18 protein-coding genes, 1 pseudogene and 1 riboswitch are annotated in these 19,005 nt (G+C 72.3%); of the genes and pseudogenes, 11 read left to right on the plus strand and 8 right to left on the minus strand.

Features of this window, described 5'->3' with window-relative positions:
• Nucleotides 1-139 precede the first annotated feature (139 nt).
• A riboswitch (cobalamin riboswitch) is annotated at nucleotides 140-363 on the minus strand.
• A gap of 69 nt (nucleotides 364-432) precedes the next feature.
• The 3 genes from katG to MQN93_RS00435 form a co-directional block, all read right to left on the minus strand.
• Entirely contained in the window at nucleotides 433-2,646 is a 2,214-nt protein-coding gene (katG, locus tag MQN93_RS00425; RefSeq protein ID WP_016432156.1) for a catalase/peroxidase HPI, read from the minus strand.
• A 21-nt stretch (nucleotides 2,647-2,667) separates the two neighbouring features.
• A complete protein-coding gene (locus MQN93_RS00430) occupies nucleotides 2,668-3,114 on the minus strand; it encodes a Fur family transcriptional regulator (RefSeq protein WP_242707798.1) in 447 nt (148 codons plus the stop codon).
• A gap of 151 nt (nucleotides 3,115-3,265) precedes the next feature.
• Complete coding sequence (locus tag MQN93_RS00435; RefSeq protein ID WP_242707799.1) at nucleotides 3,266-3,934, minus strand: helix-turn-helix transcriptional regulator; 669 nt, start codon at nucleotides 3,932-3,934, stop codon at nucleotides 3,266-3,268.
• A gap of 91 nt (nucleotides 3,935-4,025) precedes the next feature.
• Here MQN93_RS00435 and MQN93_RS00440 point away from each other — a divergent pair, with 91 nt between their 5' ends.
• The 4 genes from MQN93_RS00440 to MQN93_RS00455 all read left to right on the plus strand — a co-directional run bounded on the left by MQN93_RS00440 (nucleotide 4,026) and on the right by MQN93_RS00455 (nucleotide 6,714).
• Nucleotides 4,026-4,562: a DUF2231 domain-containing protein gene (locus MQN93_RS00440; protein WP_242707800.1), complete on the plus strand. Its 537-nt coding sequence runs from the start codon at nucleotides 4,026-4,028 to the stop codon at nucleotides 4,560-4,562.
• Between the two features lie 134 nt (nucleotides 4,563-4,696).
• Entirely contained in the window at nucleotides 4,697-5,116 is a 420-nt protein-coding gene (locus MQN93_RS00445; RefSeq protein WP_242707801.1) for a hypothetical protein, read from the plus strand.
• 55 nt (nucleotides 5,117-5,171) lie between these two features.
• A complete protein-coding gene (locus MQN93_RS00450) occupies nucleotides 5,172-6,128 on the plus strand; it encodes an XdhC family protein (RefSeq protein ID WP_242707802.1) in 957 nt (318 codons plus the stop codon).
• Between the two features lie 124 nt (nucleotides 6,129-6,252).
• Complete coding sequence (locus tag MQN93_RS00455; RefSeq protein WP_242707803.1) at nucleotides 6,253-6,714, plus strand: molybdopterin-dependent oxidoreductase; 462 nt, start codon at nucleotides 6,253-6,255, stop codon at nucleotides 6,712-6,714.
• Here MQN93_RS00455 and MQN93_RS00460 read toward each other — a convergent pair.
• Together MQN93_RS00460 and MQN93_RS00465 are read right to left on the minus strand one after the other, a co-directional pair.
• Nucleotides 6,665-7,237 carry a class I SAM-dependent methyltransferase gene (locus MQN93_RS00460; protein WP_242707804.1) on the minus strand — a complete coding sequence of 191 codons (573 nt, stop codon included), beginning with the start codon at nucleotides 7,235-7,237 and terminating at the stop codon, nucleotides 6,665-6,667. The genes MQN93_RS00455 and MQN93_RS00460 overlap by 50 nt on opposite strands.
• 141 nt (nucleotides 7,238-7,378) lie before the next feature.
• Nucleotides 7,379-7,846, minus strand: coding sequence for a DUF5990 family protein (locus tag MQN93_RS00465; protein WP_242707805.1), 468 nt, complete (start codon nucleotides 7,844-7,846; stop codon nucleotides 7,379-7,381).
• Between the two features lie 105 nt (nucleotides 7,847-7,951).
• Here MQN93_RS00465 and MQN93_RS00470 point away from each other — a divergent pair, with 105 nt between their 5' ends.
• Together MQN93_RS00470 and MQN93_RS00475 are read left to right on the plus strand one after the other, a co-directional pair.
• Nucleotides 7,952-8,704 (plus strand): hypothetical protein, encoded by a 753-nt coding sequence (locus MQN93_RS00470; RefSeq protein ID WP_242707806.1) that lies wholly within the window; start codon nucleotides 7,952-7,954, stop codon nucleotides 8,702-8,704.
• Between the two features lie 37 nt (nucleotides 8,705-8,741).
• Nucleotides 8,742-9,476 carry a YcnI family protein gene (locus MQN93_RS00475; RefSeq protein ID WP_242707807.1) on the plus strand — a complete coding sequence of 245 codons (735 nt, stop codon included), beginning with the start codon at nucleotides 8,742-8,744 and terminating at the stop codon, nucleotides 9,474-9,476.
• 153 nt (nucleotides 9,477-9,629) lie between these two features.
• Here the strand turns inward: MQN93_RS00475 and MQN93_RS00480 are convergent, their stop codons facing one another.
• Together MQN93_RS00480 and MQN93_RS00485 are read right to left on the minus strand one after the other, a co-directional pair.
• Nucleotides 9,630-12,749, minus strand: a complete 3,120-nt coding sequence (locus MQN93_RS00480) for an FAD-binding and (Fe-S)-binding domain-containing protein (protein WP_242707808.1) — start codon at nucleotides 12,747-12,749, stop codon at nucleotides 9,630-9,632.
• A gap of 128 nt (nucleotides 12,750-12,877) precedes the next feature.
• A complete protein-coding gene (locus MQN93_RS00485) occupies nucleotides 12,878-13,378 on the minus strand; it encodes a MarR family winged helix-turn-helix transcriptional regulator (protein ID WP_242707809.1) in 501 nt (166 codons plus the stop codon).
• A gap of 116 nt (nucleotides 13,379-13,494) precedes the next feature.
• Here MQN93_RS00485 and MQN93_RS00490 point away from each other — a divergent pair, with 116 nt between their 5' ends.
• Nucleotides 13,495-14,016 carry a YceI family protein gene (locus MQN93_RS00490; protein WP_242707810.1) on the plus strand — a complete coding sequence of 174 codons (522 nt, stop codon included), beginning with the start codon at nucleotides 13,495-13,497 and terminating at the stop codon, nucleotides 14,014-14,016.
• 7 nt (nucleotides 14,017-14,023) lie between these two features.
• Here MQN93_RS00490 and MQN93_RS00495 read toward each other — a convergent pair whose 3' ends face one another.
• Nucleotides 14,024-15,724, minus strand: a complete 1,701-nt coding sequence (locus MQN93_RS00495) for a hypothetical protein (protein WP_242707811.1) — start codon at nucleotides 15,722-15,724, stop codon at nucleotides 14,024-14,026.
• A 321-nt stretch (nucleotides 15,725-16,045) separates the two neighbouring features.
• On the opposite strand from MQN93_RS00495, the gene MQN93_RS00500 reads away from it, so the two are divergent.
• From MQN93_RS00500 to MQN93_RS00515, 4 genes and pseudogenes are all read left to right on the plus strand, one after another.
• Complete coding sequence (locus MQN93_RS00500; RefSeq protein ID WP_242707812.1) at nucleotides 16,046-16,474, plus strand: cell division protein SepF; 429 nt, start codon at nucleotides 16,046-16,048, stop codon at nucleotides 16,472-16,474.
• Nucleotides 16,475-16,548: 74 nt separating this feature from the next.
• On the plus strand, nucleotides 16,549-17,772 hold the full coding sequence (locus tag MQN93_RS00505; protein WP_242707813.1) for an AAA family ATPase: 1,224 nt from the start codon (nucleotides 16,549-16,551) through the stop codon (nucleotides 17,770-17,772).
• A gap of 38 nt (nucleotides 17,773-17,810) precedes the next feature.
• Nucleotides 17,811-18,152, plus strand: coding sequence for a nucleotide pyrophosphohydrolase (locus tag MQN93_RS00510; RefSeq protein WP_242708493.1), 342 nt, complete (start codon nucleotides 17,811-17,813; stop codon nucleotides 18,150-18,152).
• Nucleotides 18,153-18,369: 217 nt separating this feature from the next.
• Nucleotides 18,370-18,822 (plus strand): annotated as a pseudogene (locus tag MQN93_RS00515) (DUF6099 family protein); the annotation flags it as partial.
• Nucleotides 18,823-19,005: the final 183 nt, after the last annotated feature.

Here is a 19,005-nt window from a genome sequence, read left to right on the forward strand (position 1 = left end):
CGCGAGATGAATCCCTGAGGTCCCGGACGACGGGACAAGGACGCGAAGGGTGACGCACCGGACGGCGACGGTCCTGGACCGTCCGTTCGGTGTGTGCGCCGACCCGCCCTCGAGGTCACCGGGACTCCGCGCACGACGGTTCGCACACGGGCAGTTGGCAGGTCTTCGGACTCGCGGGCACGCCCTCCTGACCGGAGGACACCTACTGGCCGTCGCTTCCCGGGCCCCGTACGTCGGGCCCAGTGCGTATGACGGCGGTCGTTCCCGCTCACCGCTGCGGGGCAGTCCCGGAATTCCACCGGGTTCCCTCTTGCGACGCATCCCGCCTGGCGGACGGGGCGAACCAGCTGCACCGGCCAGCCTACCCGGCCACGCCAAAACGCGGCCGGGGCCGGCCCGCGAACGGACCGGCCCCGGCGGGGTGTCGGTGGATCAGACCAGGTCGAAGCGGTCCAGGTTGCTCACCTTGACCCACGCGGCGACGAAGTCCTTCACGAACTTCTCCTTCGCGTCGTCGCTCGCGTAGACCTCGGCGAGCGCGCGGAGTTCGGAGTTCGAGCCGAAGACCAGGTCGGCACGGGTGCCGGTCCACTTGACCGCGCCCGAGGCGTCACGGCCCTCGAACGTGGTCTGGTCCTCGGAGGTGGACTTCCACGTCGTGCTCATGTCGAGCAGGTTGACGAAGAAGTCGTTGGTCAGCCTGCCCGGGGTCTCGGTGAGGACACCGTGCGTCGAGCCGCCGTGGTTGGCGCCGAGGACGCGCAGGCCGCCGACGAGGACGGTCATCTCGGGCGCGCTCAGGGTGAGCAGGTTCGCCTTGTCGAGCAGCAGGTACTCGGCCGGCAGGCGGTTGCCCTTGCCCAGGTAGTTGCGGAAGCCGTCCGCGGTGGGCTCCAGCGCGGCGAAGGACTCCGCGTCGGTGTGCTCCTCCGTGGCGTCCACCCGGCCCGGCGTGAAGGGCACGTCCACGGCGACACCGGCGTCCTTGGCGGCCTTCTCGACCGCGGCGGCACCGCCGAGGACGATCAGGTCGGCGAGGGAGACCTTCTTGGCACCGGAGTTGAACTCGCCCTGGATGCCTTCGAGGACGCGCAGGACCTGGGCGAGCTCGTCCGGGTCGTTGACCTCCCAGCCGCGCTGCGGCTCGAGGCGGATGCGCGCGCCGTTGGCACCGCCGCGCTTGTCGCTGCCGCGGAACGTCGAGGCCGACGCCCACGCGGTGGAGACGAGCTGCGAGACGGACAGCCCCGACTCGAGCAGCTTGACCTTGAGCGCCGCGATGTCGGCGGCGTCGATGGCCTCGCCCTCGGCCTGCGGCAGCGGGTCCTGCCACAGCAGCGTCTCCGCGGGGACCTCCGGGCCGAGGTACAGCGACTTCGGGCCCAGGTCACGGTGGGTCAGCTTGTACCAGGCGCGGGCGAAGGCGTCCGCGAACTGGTCCGGGTTCTCGTGGAAGCGCTTGGAGATCTCGCCGTAGATCGGGTCGAAGCGCAGCGAGAGGTCCGTGGTGAGCATCGTGGGCCGACGCTTCTTCGACGGGTCGTGGGCGTCCGGGATGATCTCCTGGGAGTCCTTGGCCACCCACTGGTGGGCGCCGGCGGGGCTCTGGGTCAGCTCCCACTCGTAGCCGAAGAGGATGTCGAAGAAGTCGTTGCTCCACTGGGTGGGCTTGGTGGTCCAGGTGACCTCGAGACCGGAGGTGATGGCGTCGCCGCCCTTGCCGGTGCCGTGGGTGGACTTCCAGCCCAGGCCCTGCTGCTCCATGGCGGCGGCCTCGGGGTCGTTGCCGACCGCGTCGGCCGGGCCCGCGCCGTGGGTCTTGCCGAAGGTGTGGCCACCGGCGATGAGGGCGACGGTCTCCTCGTCGTTCATCGCCATGCGGCGGAACGTCTCGCGGATGTCGCGGGCCGCGGCCAGCGGGTCCGGGTTGCCGTTCGGGCCCTCGGGGTTGACGTAGATGAGGCCCATCTGGACGGCGCCGAGCGGGTTCTCCAGCTCACGGTCGCCGGTGTAGCGCTGGTCGTCGAGCCAGGTCGTCTCGGGACCCCAGTACACGTCCTCGTCGGCCTCCCAGACGTCCGCGCGGCCGCCGCCGAAGCCGAACGTCTTGAAGCCCATCGTCTCCAGCGCGACGTTGCCCGTGAGGATCATGAGGTCGGCCCAGGAGATGGACTGGCCGTACTTCTTCTTGACCGGCCACAGCAGACGCCGGGCCTTGTCGAGGTTGCCGTTGTCCGGCCAGCTGTTCAGCGGCGCGAAGCGCTGCTGGCCGCGGCCGGCACCGCCGCGGCCGTCGCTGATGCGGTAGGTGCCGGCGCTGTGCCAGGCCATACGGATCATCAGCGGGCCGTAGTTGCCGAAGTCGGCGGGCCACCAGTCCTGCGAGGTGGTCAGCACCTCGGCGATGTCCCGTTTCACGGCGTCCAGGTCGAGAGCCTGGAACGCCTCGGCGTAGTCGAACTCCTCACCGAGAGGGTTCGCGACCACCGGGTCCTTGGCGAGGATCTTCAGGTTGAGCCGCTCGGGCCACCACTGGCGGTTGCCGCCACCCTGGGTCGGGTGCGGGGCACGCTCGTGCGCGACCGGGCAGCCACCGGTGCCCTCAGCCTTGGGGTCGGTGACGATTGCGTCGGGGTTCTCAGACATGGAAGTCCTTCCCTGGGTGGATCATTCAGCTGTACTGCGGGCTTCGGTGGAGCAGGAGGGGCACAGGCCCCAGTAGATGACCTCGGCCTCGTCGACCGCGAAGCCACGGTCGTCGGACGCGGTCAGACAGGGGGCGTGGCCGACCGCGCAGTCGACGTCGACCACGACGCCGCACGACCGGCAGACGAGGTGGTGGTGGTTGTCGCCGACCCGCCCCTCGAACCGGGCCGGGCTGCCCGGTGGCTCGATACGGCGTACGAGACCGGCCGTGGTGAGCGCGTGCAGCGCCTCGTAGACGGCCTGCAGCGATATGTGGCCGACACGGTCGCGCACTCCTGACGCGATCGCCTCGACGTCGAGGTGGTCGCCGTCACGGACGGTTTCCAGCAGTGCGACGCGGGCGGCCGTGACCCGCAGGCCGGCACCGCGCAGCTCGTCGGCGGTGTTCGGGGGCTGGGACGCGGTCATGGTGACCAACCTAGCGGCACAAACACGAAGAGTTCAAGAAAACGAACTGTACAGGTTTTGGCTCGCCGCGCTGAACGGCGGATGAAGGGCGGCTACGGCCTCTGACGTGCGCCATCGCCAGGCCGGGCGGGGTCCGCCCGCGTGTCCCGGTTCACTCGCCCGTGTGCAGCTCTACGCAGCAGGCGTCGTCGTGCGCGGTCAGCACGGCCGTCGTCCCGGGATGGCCGGAGGCGGCGAGATAGCCGCACAGGAAGGCGTGGTTCATGCCGCAGATCAGCTCCGGTGCCTGAGCCGCGACCGGATGGAACGGGCAGTTGTGCAGCACCGTGCGGCCGGCTCCCGCGTCGGCGGGCTCGAAACCGAGCGATTCCAGGGTGGACATGACGTCGTCGTCGCGGGCCCCGGCGCCCAGCGCCTCGCCCCTCGCCCGGGCCACGCGCAACGACGCCTCCCGGGCGTCCTCGCCGGGCTTCTGGGCCGTCAGCACCTCCGTCAGCAGTGCGGCCAGCAGATCGTGGCGGCGCGGCGGGAGGCTCACGGACAGGGACCGGGCACTGGGCTCGTACACCTTCGGGGCGCGGCCCACCCGGCGCGGGCCGCGGCCGCCGTGCCGGGCTTCGAGCAGACCCGAGGCGACGAGCTTGTCGAGGTGGAAGGCCGCGAGCTTGCGGGAGATCCCGACCGCCGCCGACGCCTCCTCCCGGGTCACCGGCCGCCTGGCCCGCCGTACGAATTCGAGCAGTTGGCGCCGTGACTCGTCGCCGAGGACGGCGAGCGCCGCGATCGGATCGGGGCCGGAGGTCTCGGAACCGGAGGTCACGGTGTCACCGTAACTCCGACCCGGGCGCTTGACCCTCGCGGCGAATAAGACTAACAATCGTTGGTGAAATACCTCACAGGCGAGGTGGCCCATGACGGTCGACGGTGATCTGCGGCAGGCGAAGCAGCCGGTCAGCGGCGCGCTGGCGGGGCCGTACGGCCATCCCTTCCATCCGATGCTGGTCACCGTGCCGATCGGGGCCTGGGTGTGCAGCCTGGTCTTCGACATCGCCTCGAAGACCGTCGACCGGCCGGGTTTCCTGACCCACGGCTCGGCCTGGCTGATCGCGATCGGTGTGCTCGGCGCGCTCGCCGCGGCCGGTGTCGGCTTCCTCGACCTGTTCGCCATTCCCACCGGGACGCCGGCGTTCCGCACCGGTCTGGTGCACATGACCCTGAACCTCGCCGTGACCGCCGCGTACGCGGCCGGTTTCGCCTGGCGCCAGGGCGGCGGCTACGCGGGAGGGCAGAGCGTCGGCAACGGGCAGCTGGCGCTCTCCGACGCCGCCCTGGCCCTCCTCGGCGTCTCCGGTTACCTCGGCGGCAAGCTCGCCTACCGCTACGGCGTGCGGGTGGCCGCCGAGTCCGTCCAGGCCGAGGGCTATCGCGGCAGCCGTACGACGACCTGACCGGAACCAGGCGACCTGACCGGAACCAGGCGACCTGACCGGAACCAGGCGACCTGACCGAACCAGGCGACCTGACCGAACCACACGACCGCACCGAACCAGACGACCCGATCGGAACCTCTGGAGGCCGACCCATGGACATCGCCGCTCTCGTCGCCTGGATCGTCACCGCTCTCGGCGGAGCCGTCCTGCTCGCCCGCTGGCTCGGCGGCGGGGGACTGCGCCGGCAGGGGGCGGGGACCACGCGCTTCCCGGCCCCCGTCGTCTTCGGTCACTTCCTGCTGGCCGCGGCCGGGCTGGTGGTCTGGATCGTCTACCTCGCCGCCGACCGGGACGCCCTGGCGTGGACCGGCCTCGTACTGCTCGTCGTCGTCGCCCTGCTCGGCTTCACCCTGTTCGCCCGCTGGATCCCCGTACGGCGCACGACCCCGGGGGACGCGGAGTCCACCCCCGCCGAGCGGCATCTGCCGGTCCCGGTCGTCGCCGCCCACGGGCTGCTCGGCGCCACCACGCTCGTACTCGTGTTGCTCGCGGTCCTCGGGGTCGGCAGCTGACGGCATGCCCGGGCGCGCAGTTCCCGGCGCCCCCTCGGGCGCTTAGGGTCGGAACATGAGGGAACTGGCGGACACGGCACGGCAGTGGGCGGCAGGCGGTCGCGGTACGGCGGTCCTCGCGCGGCCCGTCACCGAGCGGGGCTTCGGGCCACGGCACCCGGCCGACGCCCTGCTCATCGACGCGGACGGGACCTGTCACGGCACCCTCTACCAGGGCGCCTTCGACCGGGAGCTGGCCGAGGAGGCCGCCAGGCTCGCACCCGGGCACACCGCCCGCGTGTGCCCGGTGTCCGTCCACGACGACGGGGTGATCCAGGCAGGGCTGACCTGCGGCGGACAGGCCGAGATCCTGCTGCAGCCGCTGCTCGCCGTCCCGCCCCGCTGGTGGCAGCTGCTCGCCGCGGGCGCCGACGCCGCCCTGATCACCTGGCTCGACGAGCGGCGCGTCCACGCCGTCAGCACCGTGGTGACCAGGGGCCCCGGGCCGGACGACACGGACCTGCCGCCGCAGGCCACCGCACGCGCCCGTGAACTGCTCGCCCGTCATCGCGCGGGGCGCGAGGTGCAGGCCACCGACGCCGGGCTCGTCCTCATCGAGGCCTGTCCCTGCGTCCCCCACCTCGTGATCGTGGGCGGCGGTGAACTCGCCGGGCTGCTCGTCTCCCAGGCCGGTCTGCTGGGCTGGCGGGCCACGGTCACACCGGCCGCGAAGGACGCCGCCGAACTGCTCGCCGAGCGCCCCGCGGCCGCCTGCCTGGTCATGCTCAGCCATGACCCCGACGTCGACGTGCCCACGCTCCGTACGGCGCTGACCGCGGACATCGCCTACGTGGGCGCACTGGGGTCGCGCCACACGCAGGAGCGTCGCGCCGCCGGACTGGTCGAGGCGGGCCTCGGCGAGGAGCAGCTCGCACGCATCCACGGCCCGATCGGCCTCGACATCGGCGCCCGTACCCCGGCGGAGACCGCGATGGCCATCTGCGCGGAGGTCCTGACCTCGCTGGCGCGCTGACAGCACATGCAAGGTGATGATCGGCTGCCACATGGCAAAAGCGCGGCTGTACGCACATTTTGGCGCGCAAGTGCGTTTGCTGTGAGTGGCCTTCCGGGTACGGTCCTGCGGGAGGTGGTAGCCCGTGAGCCAGACCCTGACGCCGCCGGTCGCCGAGCTCGCCCTCAGCGGTGATCTCGCCCGCCCCGCCCGGCTGACCGTGCCCGATCTGCTCGGCTGGCCGCAGCACGAGGTGCGGGTCGCCTTCGAGTGCCGCACCAGCGGCGTCCAGCACCACACCTTCGCCGGGCCGCTTCTCTACGACGTGCTGTCCGACGCGGGGCCCGGCTTCGACCCCGACCGGCGCAAGGACCGGCTGCGCTTCCTGATCGCGGTCACCGGCACGGACGGCCACCACGCCCTGCTGTCCTGGGCCGAGATCGACCCCGACTTCGCGTATGCGCCGGTGCTGCTGGCCACGAGCATCGACGGCACCCCGCTCGACCTGGCCGGCTCCCAGCTGGTGCTGCCCCAGGACCGGTGCGGGGCCCGCTACATCAGCGGGATCCGGGCGATCCGGGTCGACGGGCGGTACGCGCGCCCGTGACCCGCGGTCTGGCCTGGGTGACCCGCCACAGCCTGTGCGGCAACTCGCCCTCCTCGAAGGCCTCCAGGCCGTGCATGCGCCACCCCTTGGCCAGGTCGTGGATCAGGTCCGCGTCGAAGAAGTGCACGACGCGGCCGCCGTGTTCGTAGATGTGGTCGCCGTGGGAGATCCCGGTGCCGTGATGGGCGTCGCCGGTGTGGCGGACCGTGTAGACGAGCAGACCGCCGGGACACAGCACACGGCCCAACTCGTCCACCGCCGCCCGGATCTCCTTCGTCGACAGCGCCATGCACAGCAGCAGGTGCGCGTACACGGCGTCCACCGAGTCGTCGGGCAGCGGCAGGGGCTCGCGTACGTCGTGAACTGCGCGCACGGTGAAACCCTCGCGGGCGAGGAACAGCGCGTCCTCGCCGTCCCCGGTGCCGAGTGCGAGGACGGTACGGGCGCCGGCCGCGCGGAAGACGCCCGCTGCGTACCGCGCGTGCGGAGAGTGCTGTGCGTGCTGCTGGTGGCGATCGTGCATGGCTGCCTCGCCGTTCCGGGGAGATCTCGGCGCTCTGCCCGTCGTCCATCATCGCGGCCATGAGGCGGTGCGCCGAGAGGTGCGGGCCGGGCGTCGGTGTCGCGCACGCGGGAACTGCTGTCGGGTCGGGCGCGCCGGCCGTCACCCCTGTGCAGCGGCCCCGGCCGTCCAGGTGATGCGCGGCGGCACCACCCGTGCGCACAGCGGGTGGCCACGGCCGTCGGTCAGGCCGAGATGTCCGACCAACAGCCCGGTGCGGACGGCGGTTTGGAGCACGTCGGTGGGTACCGCGTCGAGCATCAGCTTGGCCCGGCGGAACATGCCGAAGGCACCGGATGCGTCCACCGAGCCCCACGACAGATAGACGAAGCGGTTTCCGGGACGCCCTTGAACACAGGGACCCCTGACGTCCGTACCGGTGACCGTGCACTCAAGTGTCCAGCTCGCACGGGCGGCGTCGCCGGGCTGCGGGTCGACCAGTTCGGCCGGCCGGTTCCGGCGCTGCACGGCCACATGGATGTTCGTGTACGACGGGATGCCGTCGTCGGGCCCGCACGCGCGTCCGGGCAGGTCCACACCGTCGATACGGATGCGCACTGCGGACGTCATCCCCTCACCGCCTCGGCCGCCGACTCTGTGGATCCCCAGTGTGCACCTGTGGGGCGGGGCATCCGCCGGGAGGGGCGGTCCGCGGGCGTGGCAGGATCGGGCGCCATGACAGCGGCCCCTTCGGTACGCGCGCTGCGCGCGGCGGTGTTCGCCGCGCTGTGCGTGCTGCTCGCCGCCGGGGGACACGCCCTCGCGACCGGGGCGGCGCCGCCCGTCTGGCTGCAGGCCGCCGGGTTCGTACCGGTCTTCGGGGCCGGGTGTCTGCTGGGCGGCCGGGAGCGGTCACTGCCCGCCATCGGCGCGGGAACGCTCACGGCCCAGGGCGGGTTGCACCTGGGCTTCGACGCTGTAGGCCCGCACAGCGGTGCGCTAATGGGGGCCATGAACGGGATGCATGGGGCGTACGGGGCGCACGGGATGCACGAGGTGGCCGCCGCGCACGGCACGCGCGCCATGCACGGGATGGCCGCCGTGCACGGGATGCCCGCCACGCACGCAACGGTCGCCACGCACGCGATGGCTGCCATGCACGCGATGGCCGCCATGCCCGGCATGCGCATGACCCACCCCCACGCCCTGACACCGCACGCCACGCTCGCCCATCTCGCGGCGGCCGTGGTGCTGACGTGGTGGCTGCGGCGCGGGGAGGCCGCGGTGTGGTCGTTGCTGCGCCGGGCCGTCGGGCTCGTGCCCGGTCTTGTGGCGTGGTGGCGGGTGTGCACCGGGGCGTGGCGGGTGCCGGACGCGCCGGGTCCCGTATGCGCGGGTGCCGAGGGGGCGTGGCCGCTGCGGCGGTTGCTGCTGAGGCACGCGGTGCAGCGGCGCGGTCCGCCGTGCGGGATGTCGTACGCGAACTGACCGACATCCCTCTTCCAGTACGGAGATCCACCCAGCCATGTCCATCGCACACACCGTCCTCGGTCGCGCCGGGGCCGTCACCGCCCTTGCCGCGGCCGGAGTTCTGGCCGCCGCGGGCATCGCCTCCGCGCATGTCACCGTCCACCCCGAGACCTATGCGAAGGGCGCCACGGACGGCGTCCTGACCTTCCGTGTCCCCAACGAGGAGGACACGGCCGGCACGACCAAGGTGCAGGTCTTCCTGCCCACCGACCACCCCGTCCTCGGTGTGCTCGTCTCGCCGCCGCAGGACGGCTGGACGGCGAAGGTCACGAACACCAAGCTGAAGACGCCGGTCAAGACCGACGACGGCACCATCACCGACGCCGTCTCCGAGATCACGTGGACCGGCGGCAGGATCGGTCCCGGGCAGTACCAGGACTTCAACGTCGCCTTCGGTCAACTGCCCGACGACACCGGCCGGTTGACCTTCAAGACGCTGCAGACCTACTCCGACGGCAAGACCGTCCGCTGGATCGAGGAGGCGGCGAAGGGCGACGAGGAGCCGGAGAACCCGGCACCGGTCCTCACGCTGACCGCGAAGCCGGCCGGGGACGACAGCACCCCGGCCACCTCGACGAAGGAGTCCAAGGCGACCGGCAACACCGAGTCAGCCTCCTCCGACGGCACCGCCCGAGGCCTCGGCATCACCGGCCTCGTCGCGGGCGTACTGGGCCTCGCGGCAGCGACCTACGCACTCCTACGCAACGGCCGCCCCGGAAAGGCCTCCTGACCGCGGCAGCGTTCACCTCCGCAGCCCGCGTATCACCCCCGCCGCGACGACGGCCGCGCCGAGCCCGGCCCCGGCCAGGGTTGGGGCCCGGGTGCGTCGGCCCGGCGGGGTGGGGCGTACGCCCGGGGTCCGTGGCGTAGACCGCGGCAGCGTTCACCTCCGCAGCCCACGTGCCACCCCCGCCGCGACGACGGCCGCGCTCAGCCCGGCCCCGGTCAGGGCCAGTGTCCTGGCGCGTCGGTCCGGTGGGGTGGGGCGTACGTCCGGGCCTGTGGCGTAGGCGCTGCCCTGTGTGCCGCGGGGGAGGCCCGAGGCCAGTAGCTCGGCCAGGTGGACTCCCTCGTGGCCGCCGCTGTCGAACTCGTGGACCTGGGTGCGGCAGCTGAAGCCGTCGGCGAGGAGGACGGTGGCCGCGTCCTCCTCGCGCAGCCGGGGGAGCAGCACCCGCTCCGCGCAGGCCTCGCTGACCTCCAGGTGGCCGCGCTCGAAGCCGAAGTTCCCGGCCAGGCCGCAGCAGCCGGACTCCAGTTGCTCGGCGTCGACGCCGGCCCGCCTGAGCAGCTCCTGATCGGCGTTCCAGCCGAGCACCGCGTGCTGGTGGCAGTGCACCTGGGCCAGCGCCCGCGCCGAACGGTCCGGCACCTGCGGCGGCTCGTAGCCGGGGGAGTGCTCGGTGAGCAGCTCCGCGAGCGTCACCGTCTGCTCGGACAGCCGGCGCACATCGCGGTCGCCGGGGAAGAGTTCGCCCATGTCCGAGCGGAACACGGTGGTGCAGCTCGGTTCGAGCCCCACCACCAGGCCGCCCGCCCGCACATGCCCGGCGAGATGGCGCACGGTACGGCTCAACACCCGCTCCGCGACGTCCAGTTGCCCGGTGGAGATCCAGGTCAGCCCGCAGCACAGCGGCTCCTGCGGCAGCTCGACCCGCCAGCCCGCGTGCTCAAGGACCTCCACGGCCGCGCGTCCGACGTGCGGGTGGAAGACGTTGGTGAAGGTGTCCGGCCACAGCAGGACGCTGCCGCGCCACCCGTCGCCGTAGGTCTCCCGGCGTCCGGCGAACCACTGCTGCAGCGTCTGCCGGGCGAACAGCGGCACCTCCCGGTCCTCGACCCCCGCGAGCGCCCGGGCCGCCCGCGACAGCGGCGGGGTGTGGGTGAGGGCGTTGACGAGCGGGCCGAGGCGCAGGCGGCCGACGGCCTGGGCGAGAAGCGGCAGCCAGCCCATGGAGTAGTCGGAGCGGGGCCTGCGCCAGGGCCGTCCCTCGTAGTGGTGGGAGAGGAACTCCGCCTTGTAGGTGGCCATGTCGACATCGGCCGGGCAGTCCTTCTTGCACCCCTTGCAGGCCAGGCACAGATCGAGCGCGTCGCGCACCGCCTCGGACCGCCAGCCGTCCTGGACGGCGCTGTCCCCGTGCCCGTCGAGCATCTCGAACAGCAGCCGCGCCCGCCCGCGCGTGGAGTGCTCCTCCTCGCGCGTCACCTGGTACGAGGGGCACATCACCGAACCGCCGTCCGTGGTGAGCTGCCGGCACTTGCCCACGCCCACGCACCGGTTGGCGGCCTCGGCGAACGAACCCCCGTCGTCCGGGAACGCGAAATGCAGGTCACGCGGTGCGTACGGGGCCCAGTCGCCGCCCAGGCGAAGGTGCTCGTCCAGCCGGTACGGCGCCACGACCTTCCCCGGGTTCATCCGGTCCAGCGGATCGAAGACCGCCTTCAACCGCCCGAAGGCCTCGACGATTTCGTCCCCGAACATCCGCGGCAGCAGCTCCCCGCGGCTCTGCCCGTCCCCGTGCTCCCCGGAGAACGACCCGCCGAACTCCGCGACCAGGTCCGCCGCCCGCTCCATGAACCGCCGGTAGGCCGCCACCCCGTCGGCCGAGTACAGGTCGAAGGGGATACGGGTGTGCACACAGCCCTGCCCGAAGTGGCCGTAGAGACTGGGCCCGGTGTCGTCGAGATACCCGAACTCCTCGTAGAGCGCGGTCAGGCGGCGCAGATAGCCGCCGAGCCGGTCCGGTGCCACCGCCGAGTCCTCCCAGCCCTCGAAGGTGTCGGCGTGCTGCGGGATGTGCGCGGTGGCGCCGAGCCCGGCCTCGCGCACCTGCCACAACTCGTCCTCGTGGGCGAGGTCGTCGAGGAAGGCGACCTCGGCGTCGTGCTCGGACTCGTCGAGGCCCTGGAGCATCCGGTGTGCCCGCTCCTCGCACTCCTCGACGGTGTCCGCGCCGAACTGCACCATCAAGAAGGCGTTCCCCTCGGGCAGTTGGGCCCGCGCCTTCGGATTGAGCCCCTTGATCCGCTCGTCCGTGAGCAGCCGCGCGTCGAGACCCTCCAGCGCGATCGGCTCGTACGGCAGGATCGCCGGTACGGCGTCGGCGGCCACCGCGATCTCGGGGAACCCGAGGACGACGAGCGTGCGCTCCTTCACCACGGGCACCAGCTCCAGCTCCGCCCGCAACACCGTGACCAGCGTCGACTCGCTGCCGACGAGCAGCCCCGCGACGTCGAAGCCGTGTTCCGGCAGCAGCGAGTCCAGGTTGTAGCCGGAGACCCGGCGCGGGATGTCCGGGTAGCGGCGGCGCACCTCGTCGCCGTAGCGGTCCCGCAGGGCGCGCAACTGCCGGTAGAGCGCGGCCCGCAGATCGCCCTGCCGCTCGATCCCGGCGTACTCCTCGTCACTGGTCTCGCCGCACCAGAAGCGGGTGCCGTCGTAGAGCAGCACCTCCAGGCGGGCGATGTTGTCGACGACCTTGCCGTGCGCCTGCGCGGTGGCGCCGCAGGAGTTGTTGCCGATCATGCCGCCGATGCAGCAGTTGGCGTGCGTGGCGGGTTCGGGGCCGTAGCGCAGACCGAGGGGCGCGAGCTGCCGGTTGAGTTCGTCGAGGACGATGCCGGGCTGGACGACACAGGTGCGGGCCTGTTCGTCCACGGACTCGATGCGGTGGCAGTACTTCGACCAGTCGATCACCACGCCCGCGTTCGTGCACTGCCCGGCCAGGCTGGTCCCGCCGCCGCGCGAGAGCACGGGCGCGTGGTGCTCGCGCGCCACGGCCACCGCCTCCGCGGCCGCTTCGGGGGTGCGGGGCACGACCACGCCGATCGGGGTCTGGCGGAAGTTGGAGGCGTCGGTGGAGTACGCGGCCCGGCTCCCGGCGTCGAAGCGGATCTCGCCGTCGACCCGCTCGCGCAGCGCGGCCTCCAGCCGCGCCACGTCCACCGGGGGCGCGGCTCCGCTGCGGACGACGGGTTCGGGCAGGTCCAGCGCACCCATGGAGCTCTCCTTCGGTCGCCGACGCGGCAACGGCACGGGAGCGCCGGGTACCCAGGCGCGGGAGGGGCATCCGTGCCGCCGGTCACGCCGCTTCGGCGCCGCCGGTGAAGGCGCTTCGACGCCGTCGGCTACGGCGCTTCCGGCTCCTCGGCGAGCTCCGGCAGCAGACCGCACATCGCCGCGTGCTGGTCCGGGCCCATGACGCGGGACAGGGCACCGGTGACCGTCGTGGCGAGCGTGCCGGAGGCCTCCTCCAGGAGGCGGCGGGCCTTCTCGGTGAGCGCGACCTCGATGCCGCGCCGGTCGCCGCAGACCGACTTCCGGGTGACCAGGCCGGCGTGCTGGAGGCAGGCGATCTGATAGGTGAGCCGGGTCTTGGGGCGGCCGAGGAGCTCCGCGACCCGGGTCATGCGCAGCCCGTCCGGCTGCTCGGCGAGCAGGCACAGGATCAGGAACTCGTCGTGCGAGACGTCCAGCCGGTCCTTGACGACGGAGCGCAGCTCCTGCTCCACCGCGCCCATGGCCGCCAGCAGCACCATCCACGCCCGCAGCTCCTTGGGCAGCAGTCCGTCACCCTGCGCGGACGGGCATTCGGGCAGGTCGGTGGGGTGCTCCTCCGGGTCGGCCATGGGGTCGAGTGTAACTGTTGTCCATTTTTGGACCAGATGGTTGTCCAGATTTGGATAACCGGCTAGCGTGTGGTCATCCAAATTTGAACCACCCGCTCGCATCCCTGGAGAAGACCATGACCGTCGCCGTCGAAACCGGTGTGTGGCAGCTCGACACCACCGCCTCCACCGTGTCCCTGCGCCACAGGACGATGTGGGGCCTCGTCACCGTCAAGGGCAGCTTCGGAGCCGTCGGCGGACAGGGCGAGGTCGGGCCCGACGGCACCGCCACCGGCACGCTGACCCTGGACGCCGCCACGCTCGACACGAAAAACAAGAAGCGCGACGACCATTTGCGCTCCGCCGACTTCTTCGACGTCGAGAACCACCCCGAGATCACCTTCGCCGTGCGCAGCGCGAAGGCCGGGGCCGGCGACACCGTCGAGATCTCCGGTCAGCTGACCGTGCGCGGCATCAGCCGCCCGCAGACCCTCACCGCGCGCCTGACCGGCGCCGACGCCGACGCCCTCACCCTGGACACCGAATTCACCGTGGACCGCGCCGACTTCGGTCTCGGATGGAACCAGCTGGGCATGATCCGCGGCCTGACCACGGTCTCTGCCACACTCCGCTTCGTACGCGGGGGCGCGACGACCTGACGGCTTGTCAATCTCCCCCGTGTGTCGGTGAATCGGTCCGGCCCGTCAGTCGCACGTAGGCACTCGACAGCGTCTGCGGCGTGGCGGTGAAGGCCCGCAGGCGTACGCGGGTGCCCGGCCGGGTGGGCAGGGCGTACGTCCCCGAGGCCGGTCTGATCTCCATCCGTACGGTGCGGTGGGCGGGCACCGTGGCCGGCCCCCGCACCAGTGACCAGTACCTGCTGGAGCCCTGGTTCGTGGTGAGCATGAAGTGGGGCGTCAGAGGGGTGCCGTCCACGTTCGTGACCTGCACGGTCAGCCGGGAGACGGCGTCCGCGGACACCCGCCGCACCGCGGCGACGCGCAGCTGCAGCGGCGCCGTGCCGGTGACCGCGAGCGCGGCGCTCACCAGCGCCGGGGCGACCAGCAGCGCGGACGTCACGGCCAGTGCCGTACGGCGGTGCGGGCCGCTCAGTGCGCGCGGGCGCGGCTGCCAGGCGCGGGCGAACTCCGACGGGGGAGCGGTGACCGCCGCCGCCAGCCACAGCGGGGTCATCAACAGGTAGTAGCCGTCCTGGGAGCGGGTCGCCAGATAGAAGGCGCACCAGGGCAGGACCGTCGCCGCCGGTCCCAGGCGCCGCATGAACAGCACCAGCAGCGCGAGCAGGGCCGCCGCCAGCAGCACACTCGCATACGCGTAGCAGTCGAGCCGGTCGCTGCCGTCGGTGAAGTACAGGGAGACGTCCCCGAGCCCCTGCCCGTGCAGGGTGGCCCCCTGGGTCAGCGGCAGAGCGATGCCGGTGACCCAGGTGCCCGGTTCGCTGACGACGAAGTACGTGTTGATCAGCAGCCACACGGTGGCGGCGACACCGGTGATCCGCAGGACGACCGCCGTCGCCGCGCGCCCGCCCAGCTCGCCCCGGCGCACCGCGTAGATCCCGGCCAGCAGGAACGGCGCGAGGAACCACGGCAGTTGCTGCGCGGCGCAGGCGGCGCCCAGGCACATGGCCCGCGCCACTCCGCCCGGACCCAGCCGCCCGCCCCGGCCGATCCGCGGCCAGCGCACCACCACCGGGATCAGCAGGGCCAGCGCCGTGATCGCCGGATAGCCGAGCCGGCCGTACGTCGGGAGAAAACCGAAGCCCAGGCACGCCATGGTGGCTGCGGAACGCCACGAGGTGGGGAGCATCCGCCACAGCACGACCGTGCCGACGAGCAGTGCGCCGGTGCTCACCGCCGTCGCCGGGGCGCCGCCGTGGCCCAGCCACAGCAGCGGGGCGGTCAGGAGCGGGGCCAGGGGCGGATAGCCGTAGGTGAAGTCGTAGCCGCCGCTCACGGTCGGGGTGAGGGCGACGCCGTGCCCGAACAGCCAGGGCCGGGGCTGTCCGTAGACGGGGTGGCCCGCGACGAGCTCCCGGGCCGCCTGGGTGGTCAGGACCGCCTCGTCGGAGCCGCCGTGGTTCATGACCCATGTGCACACCGCCAGCGTCACGGCGGTGATCAGGACACACAGGTCCAGCCGCGCCAGCGACCGGGCTCGGCGCACCGCCAGGGCCAGGACCGCGCACGCCAGGATCGAGACGTAGCAGAGCGAGACCACCGCGGCCACCGGCAGCCGGTGGCTCGCCCCCTGCGTCCACACCGAGCGCGTGCCGATGAAGAGGCTCACGTCCGCCAGAAGCGTCAGAACGCGGTGCCACTGGGCGGGCGGTTCCGGAAGGGCGGACACCGCCGACTGTGTCCGCCGACCGGGTGCCACCAGCTGCGTTTCTGCCAAGTGCACGTCGCGGGAGGCTAGTCGGGCCCGGTGAGCGGGGCGTGGCGCGCGGTGAAGAGTCCGGTGTGAGGCCGGTAAGAAGCCTCGATCGAACAGGAAGCGGCTCATTTCGGACGGGTGTGACGCTGCGGTCCGGCGCTCGCCCGCCGACCGGGACGACTGGGCCGGCCCGGATGGCCGGGTCGACAGGGGCGGCCGGGGCGGTCGCGGAGCGTGTCGCAGTTGGGCCGAACGGGTGACGTGGCGTAAGAATGGCCGATGCAGGCATGAGTGATGCATGCGCGGAGTCACGAGTCAGTTCGGGGGGAGCCGGTGAACAGCCACGACGTCACCGATGAACAGTGGAGGGGCCTGGCCCAGGTCGTACCACTGCGTGGACGCGACGCCTGGCCGTCGGCGGTGGACCACCGCTCGCTCCCGGAGGCCGAGACGGAGCTGCGCCGTCGCTTCGTGGTCCTGCGGGTCAATGTGTTCGCCGACGCGCGCGAGGTCGCCGAGACCCTGATGGCCGGCGTTCCCGTCCTCCTCGACCTCACCGGCGCGGAGAACGAAGTCGCCAAGCGCGTCCTGGACTTCAGCACCGGAGTCGTCTTCGGCCTGGCGAGCGGCATGCACCGCGTCGACCGCAATGTCTTCCTGCTCACCCCGGCCGACACCGAGGTCACCGAGCTCATGGAGAGCGCCGGCCTGTCCGGCGGCTGACCCGGTCCCCCGATCGTAGGAAGCTCCCGAAGCCGTAACGGTTCGCCGCACGGACACGGTCCTACGGTCCGGATATGACCCTGTCACCTGCTGAAGCGCCGTCCGTGGACCGCATCGGGGCGGACCGCCCCCGCTCGGTCCGCCCCTGTCTCACCGAGCTGCGGCTGTCCGCCTTCGCCGGGCACCGGGGAGTGGGGTTCGGGCTGGGGGCGGTGACGTTGTTCACCGGCAGGAGCGGCTGCGGGAAGACGACCGCCCTGCGCGCCTACGAGGCGCTGGCCAGGCTCGGCGCGGGTGCCGAGGCGGGGGAGGTGTTCCCCGACGCGAGCGCCTGTGTGCCGGACCGGGCGCGGCCCGACGCACAGCGCCGGCGCGGGTTCCGCATCGGCTGCACCGCCGACGGACCCGAGGGGCCGGTGCGGCTCGACGTCGCCGTGCAGGCCGAGCCCGAACTGCGCATCGTGGGCGAGCGGTTGACGGCCGGGGGGCTGGTCCTCCTGGAGACCGCCCTGCGCGACCCCTCCCGCCGTACGGTGCAGGCCGTCTGGCACACCGCCGGATCGGCGTCCGTGACCCGCGGCCCGCTGCCCGACGACCGGCTCGGCACCGCGCTGCTGCCCCTGCGCGTGGCCGGCAAGACCGACGGGCAGCGCCGGGTGCTCGCCGCCGCCGAGCAGATGGTCGTCGCCCTGCGGTCCGTCTTCGCCTGCGACCCGCGACCCGGCCGGATGCGCGCACCTGTGCCGATGGGCTCTGGGCGGCTCCTCGGGGGCTGCGACAACCTCGCCGACGTCCTGTGGCGCACCCGGGCCGAGTGCGGGCGGCGGCACGCCCTGCTCGTCGACGCCGTGCGCGCGGGCTGTCCGGGGCCGGTGGCCGACGTGCTCGCCCGCCCGCTGGGCGACGGCACCGTCCAGGCACTGCTGGACCGCGGCGACGGCCACCACACGGCTCTACGGCGCCTGGGCGACGGGGAGTTGCGGTATCTGGCGCTCGCGCTGGTCCTGCTGACCGGGCCGGGTGTCCTGGAGGTGGACCCCGCGGGTGAGGTGCCTGCCGCGATGCAGACGCTCACCGTCCTCGCCGACGGCTTCGACCGCTCCCTCGACCCGCACCAGCGCAGGGAGCTGCTGCGACTGGCGGTGCGGATGGGTGAGCGGGGGCATATTCGGGTGGTGGGGGCGGTGAGTGACGGGTCGTGGATCACGGGAGGGGGCGGGGTGGACGGCTCGGGAGGCTCGGGCGGTGACGGGGTGAAGGTGGGTGAGGGGGTCACGGTGGTACACCTGGAACCGTGACCGATGATCCGCAAGACGGCCCCCCGCACGAGCAGCCTCTGCACGGGCAGCCCCCGCGCGAAGCCCTCGACGTGGCGAGACTGCAGCGCAGGCTCGCCGACTTCGCCGCCGCCCGCAACTGGCAGCCGTACCACACCCCGAAGAACCTCGTCGCCGCGCTCAGCGTGGAGGCGTCCGAACTGGTGGAGATCTTCCAGTGGTTGACGCCGGAGGAGTCGGCCGGGGTCATGGACGATCCGGACACGGCGCACCGGGTGACCGACGAAGTGGCGGACGTCCTCGCCTACTTGCTTCAGCTCTGCGAGGTCCTGGGCATCGATCCGCTCGCGGCGCTGGACGCGAAGATCGACCGCAATGAGGAGAGGTTCCCCGCGCCGTAGGTGGGTGCGGGGGCCGGCGGATGTAGGGACCGCGGATGTGGGGAGCTGTTCAGTCCGCTTTCACTCTCCGCAGTCGAAATCCCGCCTGAAATCGATTTGTTGTCCACAGATTTCGGTCTTCCTCTGGCTTTTCGTCCCACACACCCTCACTCTGGGTAGTGGACAACGGAGTTCGGAGGACGTGTGGGCAGCGCGTCCAGACAGACGGGGGCAGCGTATGGACGCTGTTCGGCTGATCGTGACGAGCAGACGTGCCCTGGCAGGGAGCGGTGGCACGCCGGAAATGCTGACGGAGGTGTGGCAGGCGCAGGCCCTGGCGCAGGCGATAGGCAGCCGCCTCGCGGTCGCCGGCCCACCCGAACTGCGGGGCGAGGCACTGGGGTTGACGGAGCTGGCGGGACGCGGGTGCGGCGTCCTGGACACGCCGCGCCTCGCCACCGAGGATCTGCGCGCGGCCCAGCTCACCGAACTGGGCGACGCACGCCAGGCCCTCGTCTGCCTCGGCGGCCTCCTCGGCGAGGTGGGCATGGCCCTGGTCGGCCTCGCCTGCGCCTCGGACGACGAGAGCACCTACTGGCAGTGCATGGAATCCATCGACGCCGCAGACGAATCCCGCGACCGAGTCCAACAAATGCTCCGCCGCCTCGCGGACCGTGAGGAGGAGTTACCCCGGGAGGGGACGCGGTTGCAGGGGGTGGCTCTGCCGGAGACGGCCCGGAAGGAAGAGGTGCTCCCGGAAGGGGTGCTGCCGGAGGCCGTGCCGGAGAGGGAGGCGGGCTAGCGTTCCGCGATGGTCTGGTGACGCGGTGGTGCGGGGGCCCGGGGCCCGGTAGCCCAGAGGTGCAGTCCCCGG

The sequence above is a fragment of the Streptomyces spinosisporus genome, from assembly GCF_022698145.1.
Taxonomy (GTDB): Bacteria; Actinomycetota; Actinomycetes; order Streptomycetales; family Streptomycetaceae; genus Streptomyces; species Streptomyces spinosisporus.

Coding starts and splice junctions, on each gene's coding strand:
- katG (WP_016432156.1), bottom strand. CDS start 2,646: ATGTCTGAGAACCCCGACGCAATCGTCACCGACCCCAAGGCTGAGGGC.
- MQN93_RS00430 (WP_242707798.1), bottom strand. CDS start 3,114: ATGACCGCGTCCCAGCCCCCGAACACCGCCGACGAGCTGCGCGGTGCC.
- MQN93_RS00440 (WP_242707800.1), top strand. CDS start 4,026: ATGACGGTCGACGGTGATCTGCGGCAGGCGAAGCAGCCGGTCAGCGGC.
- MQN93_RS00445 (WP_242707801.1), top strand. CDS start 4,697: ATGGACATCGCCGCTCTCGTCGCCTGGATCGTCACCGCTCTCGGCGGA.
- MQN93_RS00450 (WP_242707802.1), top strand. CDS start 5,172: ATGAGGGAACTGGCGGACACGGCACGGCAGTGGGCGGCAGGCGGTCGC.
- MQN93_RS00460 (WP_242707804.1), bottom strand. CDS start 7,237: ATGCACGATCGCCACCAGCAGCACGCACAGCACTCTCCGCACGCGCGG.
- MQN93_RS00465 (WP_242707805.1), bottom strand. CDS start 7,846: ATGACGTCCGCAGTGCGCATCCGTATCGACGGTGTGGACCTGCCCGGA.
- MQN93_RS00470 (WP_242707806.1), top strand. CDS start 7,952: ATGACAGCGGCCCCTTCGGTACGCGCGCTGCGCGCGGCGGTGTTCGCC.
- MQN93_RS00475 (WP_242707807.1), top strand. CDS start 8,742: ATGTCCATCGCACACACCGTCCTCGGTCGCGCCGGGGCCGTCACCGCC.
- MQN93_RS00480 (WP_242707808.1), bottom strand. CDS start 12,749: ATGGGTGCGCTGGACCTGCCCGAACCCGTCGTCCGCAGCGGAGCCGCG.
- MQN93_RS00485 (WP_242707809.1), bottom strand. CDS start 13,378: ATGGCCGACCCGGAGGAGCACCCCACCGACCTGCCCGAATGCCCGTCC.
- MQN93_RS00490 (WP_242707810.1), top strand. CDS start 13,495: ATGACCGTCGCCGTCGAAACCGGTGTGTGGCAGCTCGACACCACCGCC.
- MQN93_RS00500 (WP_242707812.1), top strand. CDS start 16,046: ATGCATGCGCGGAGTCACGAGTCAGTTCGGGGGGAGCCGGTGAACAGC.
- MQN93_RS00505 (WP_242707813.1), top strand. CDS start 16,549: ATGACCCTGTCACCTGCTGAAGCGCCGTCCGTGGACCGCATCGGGGCG.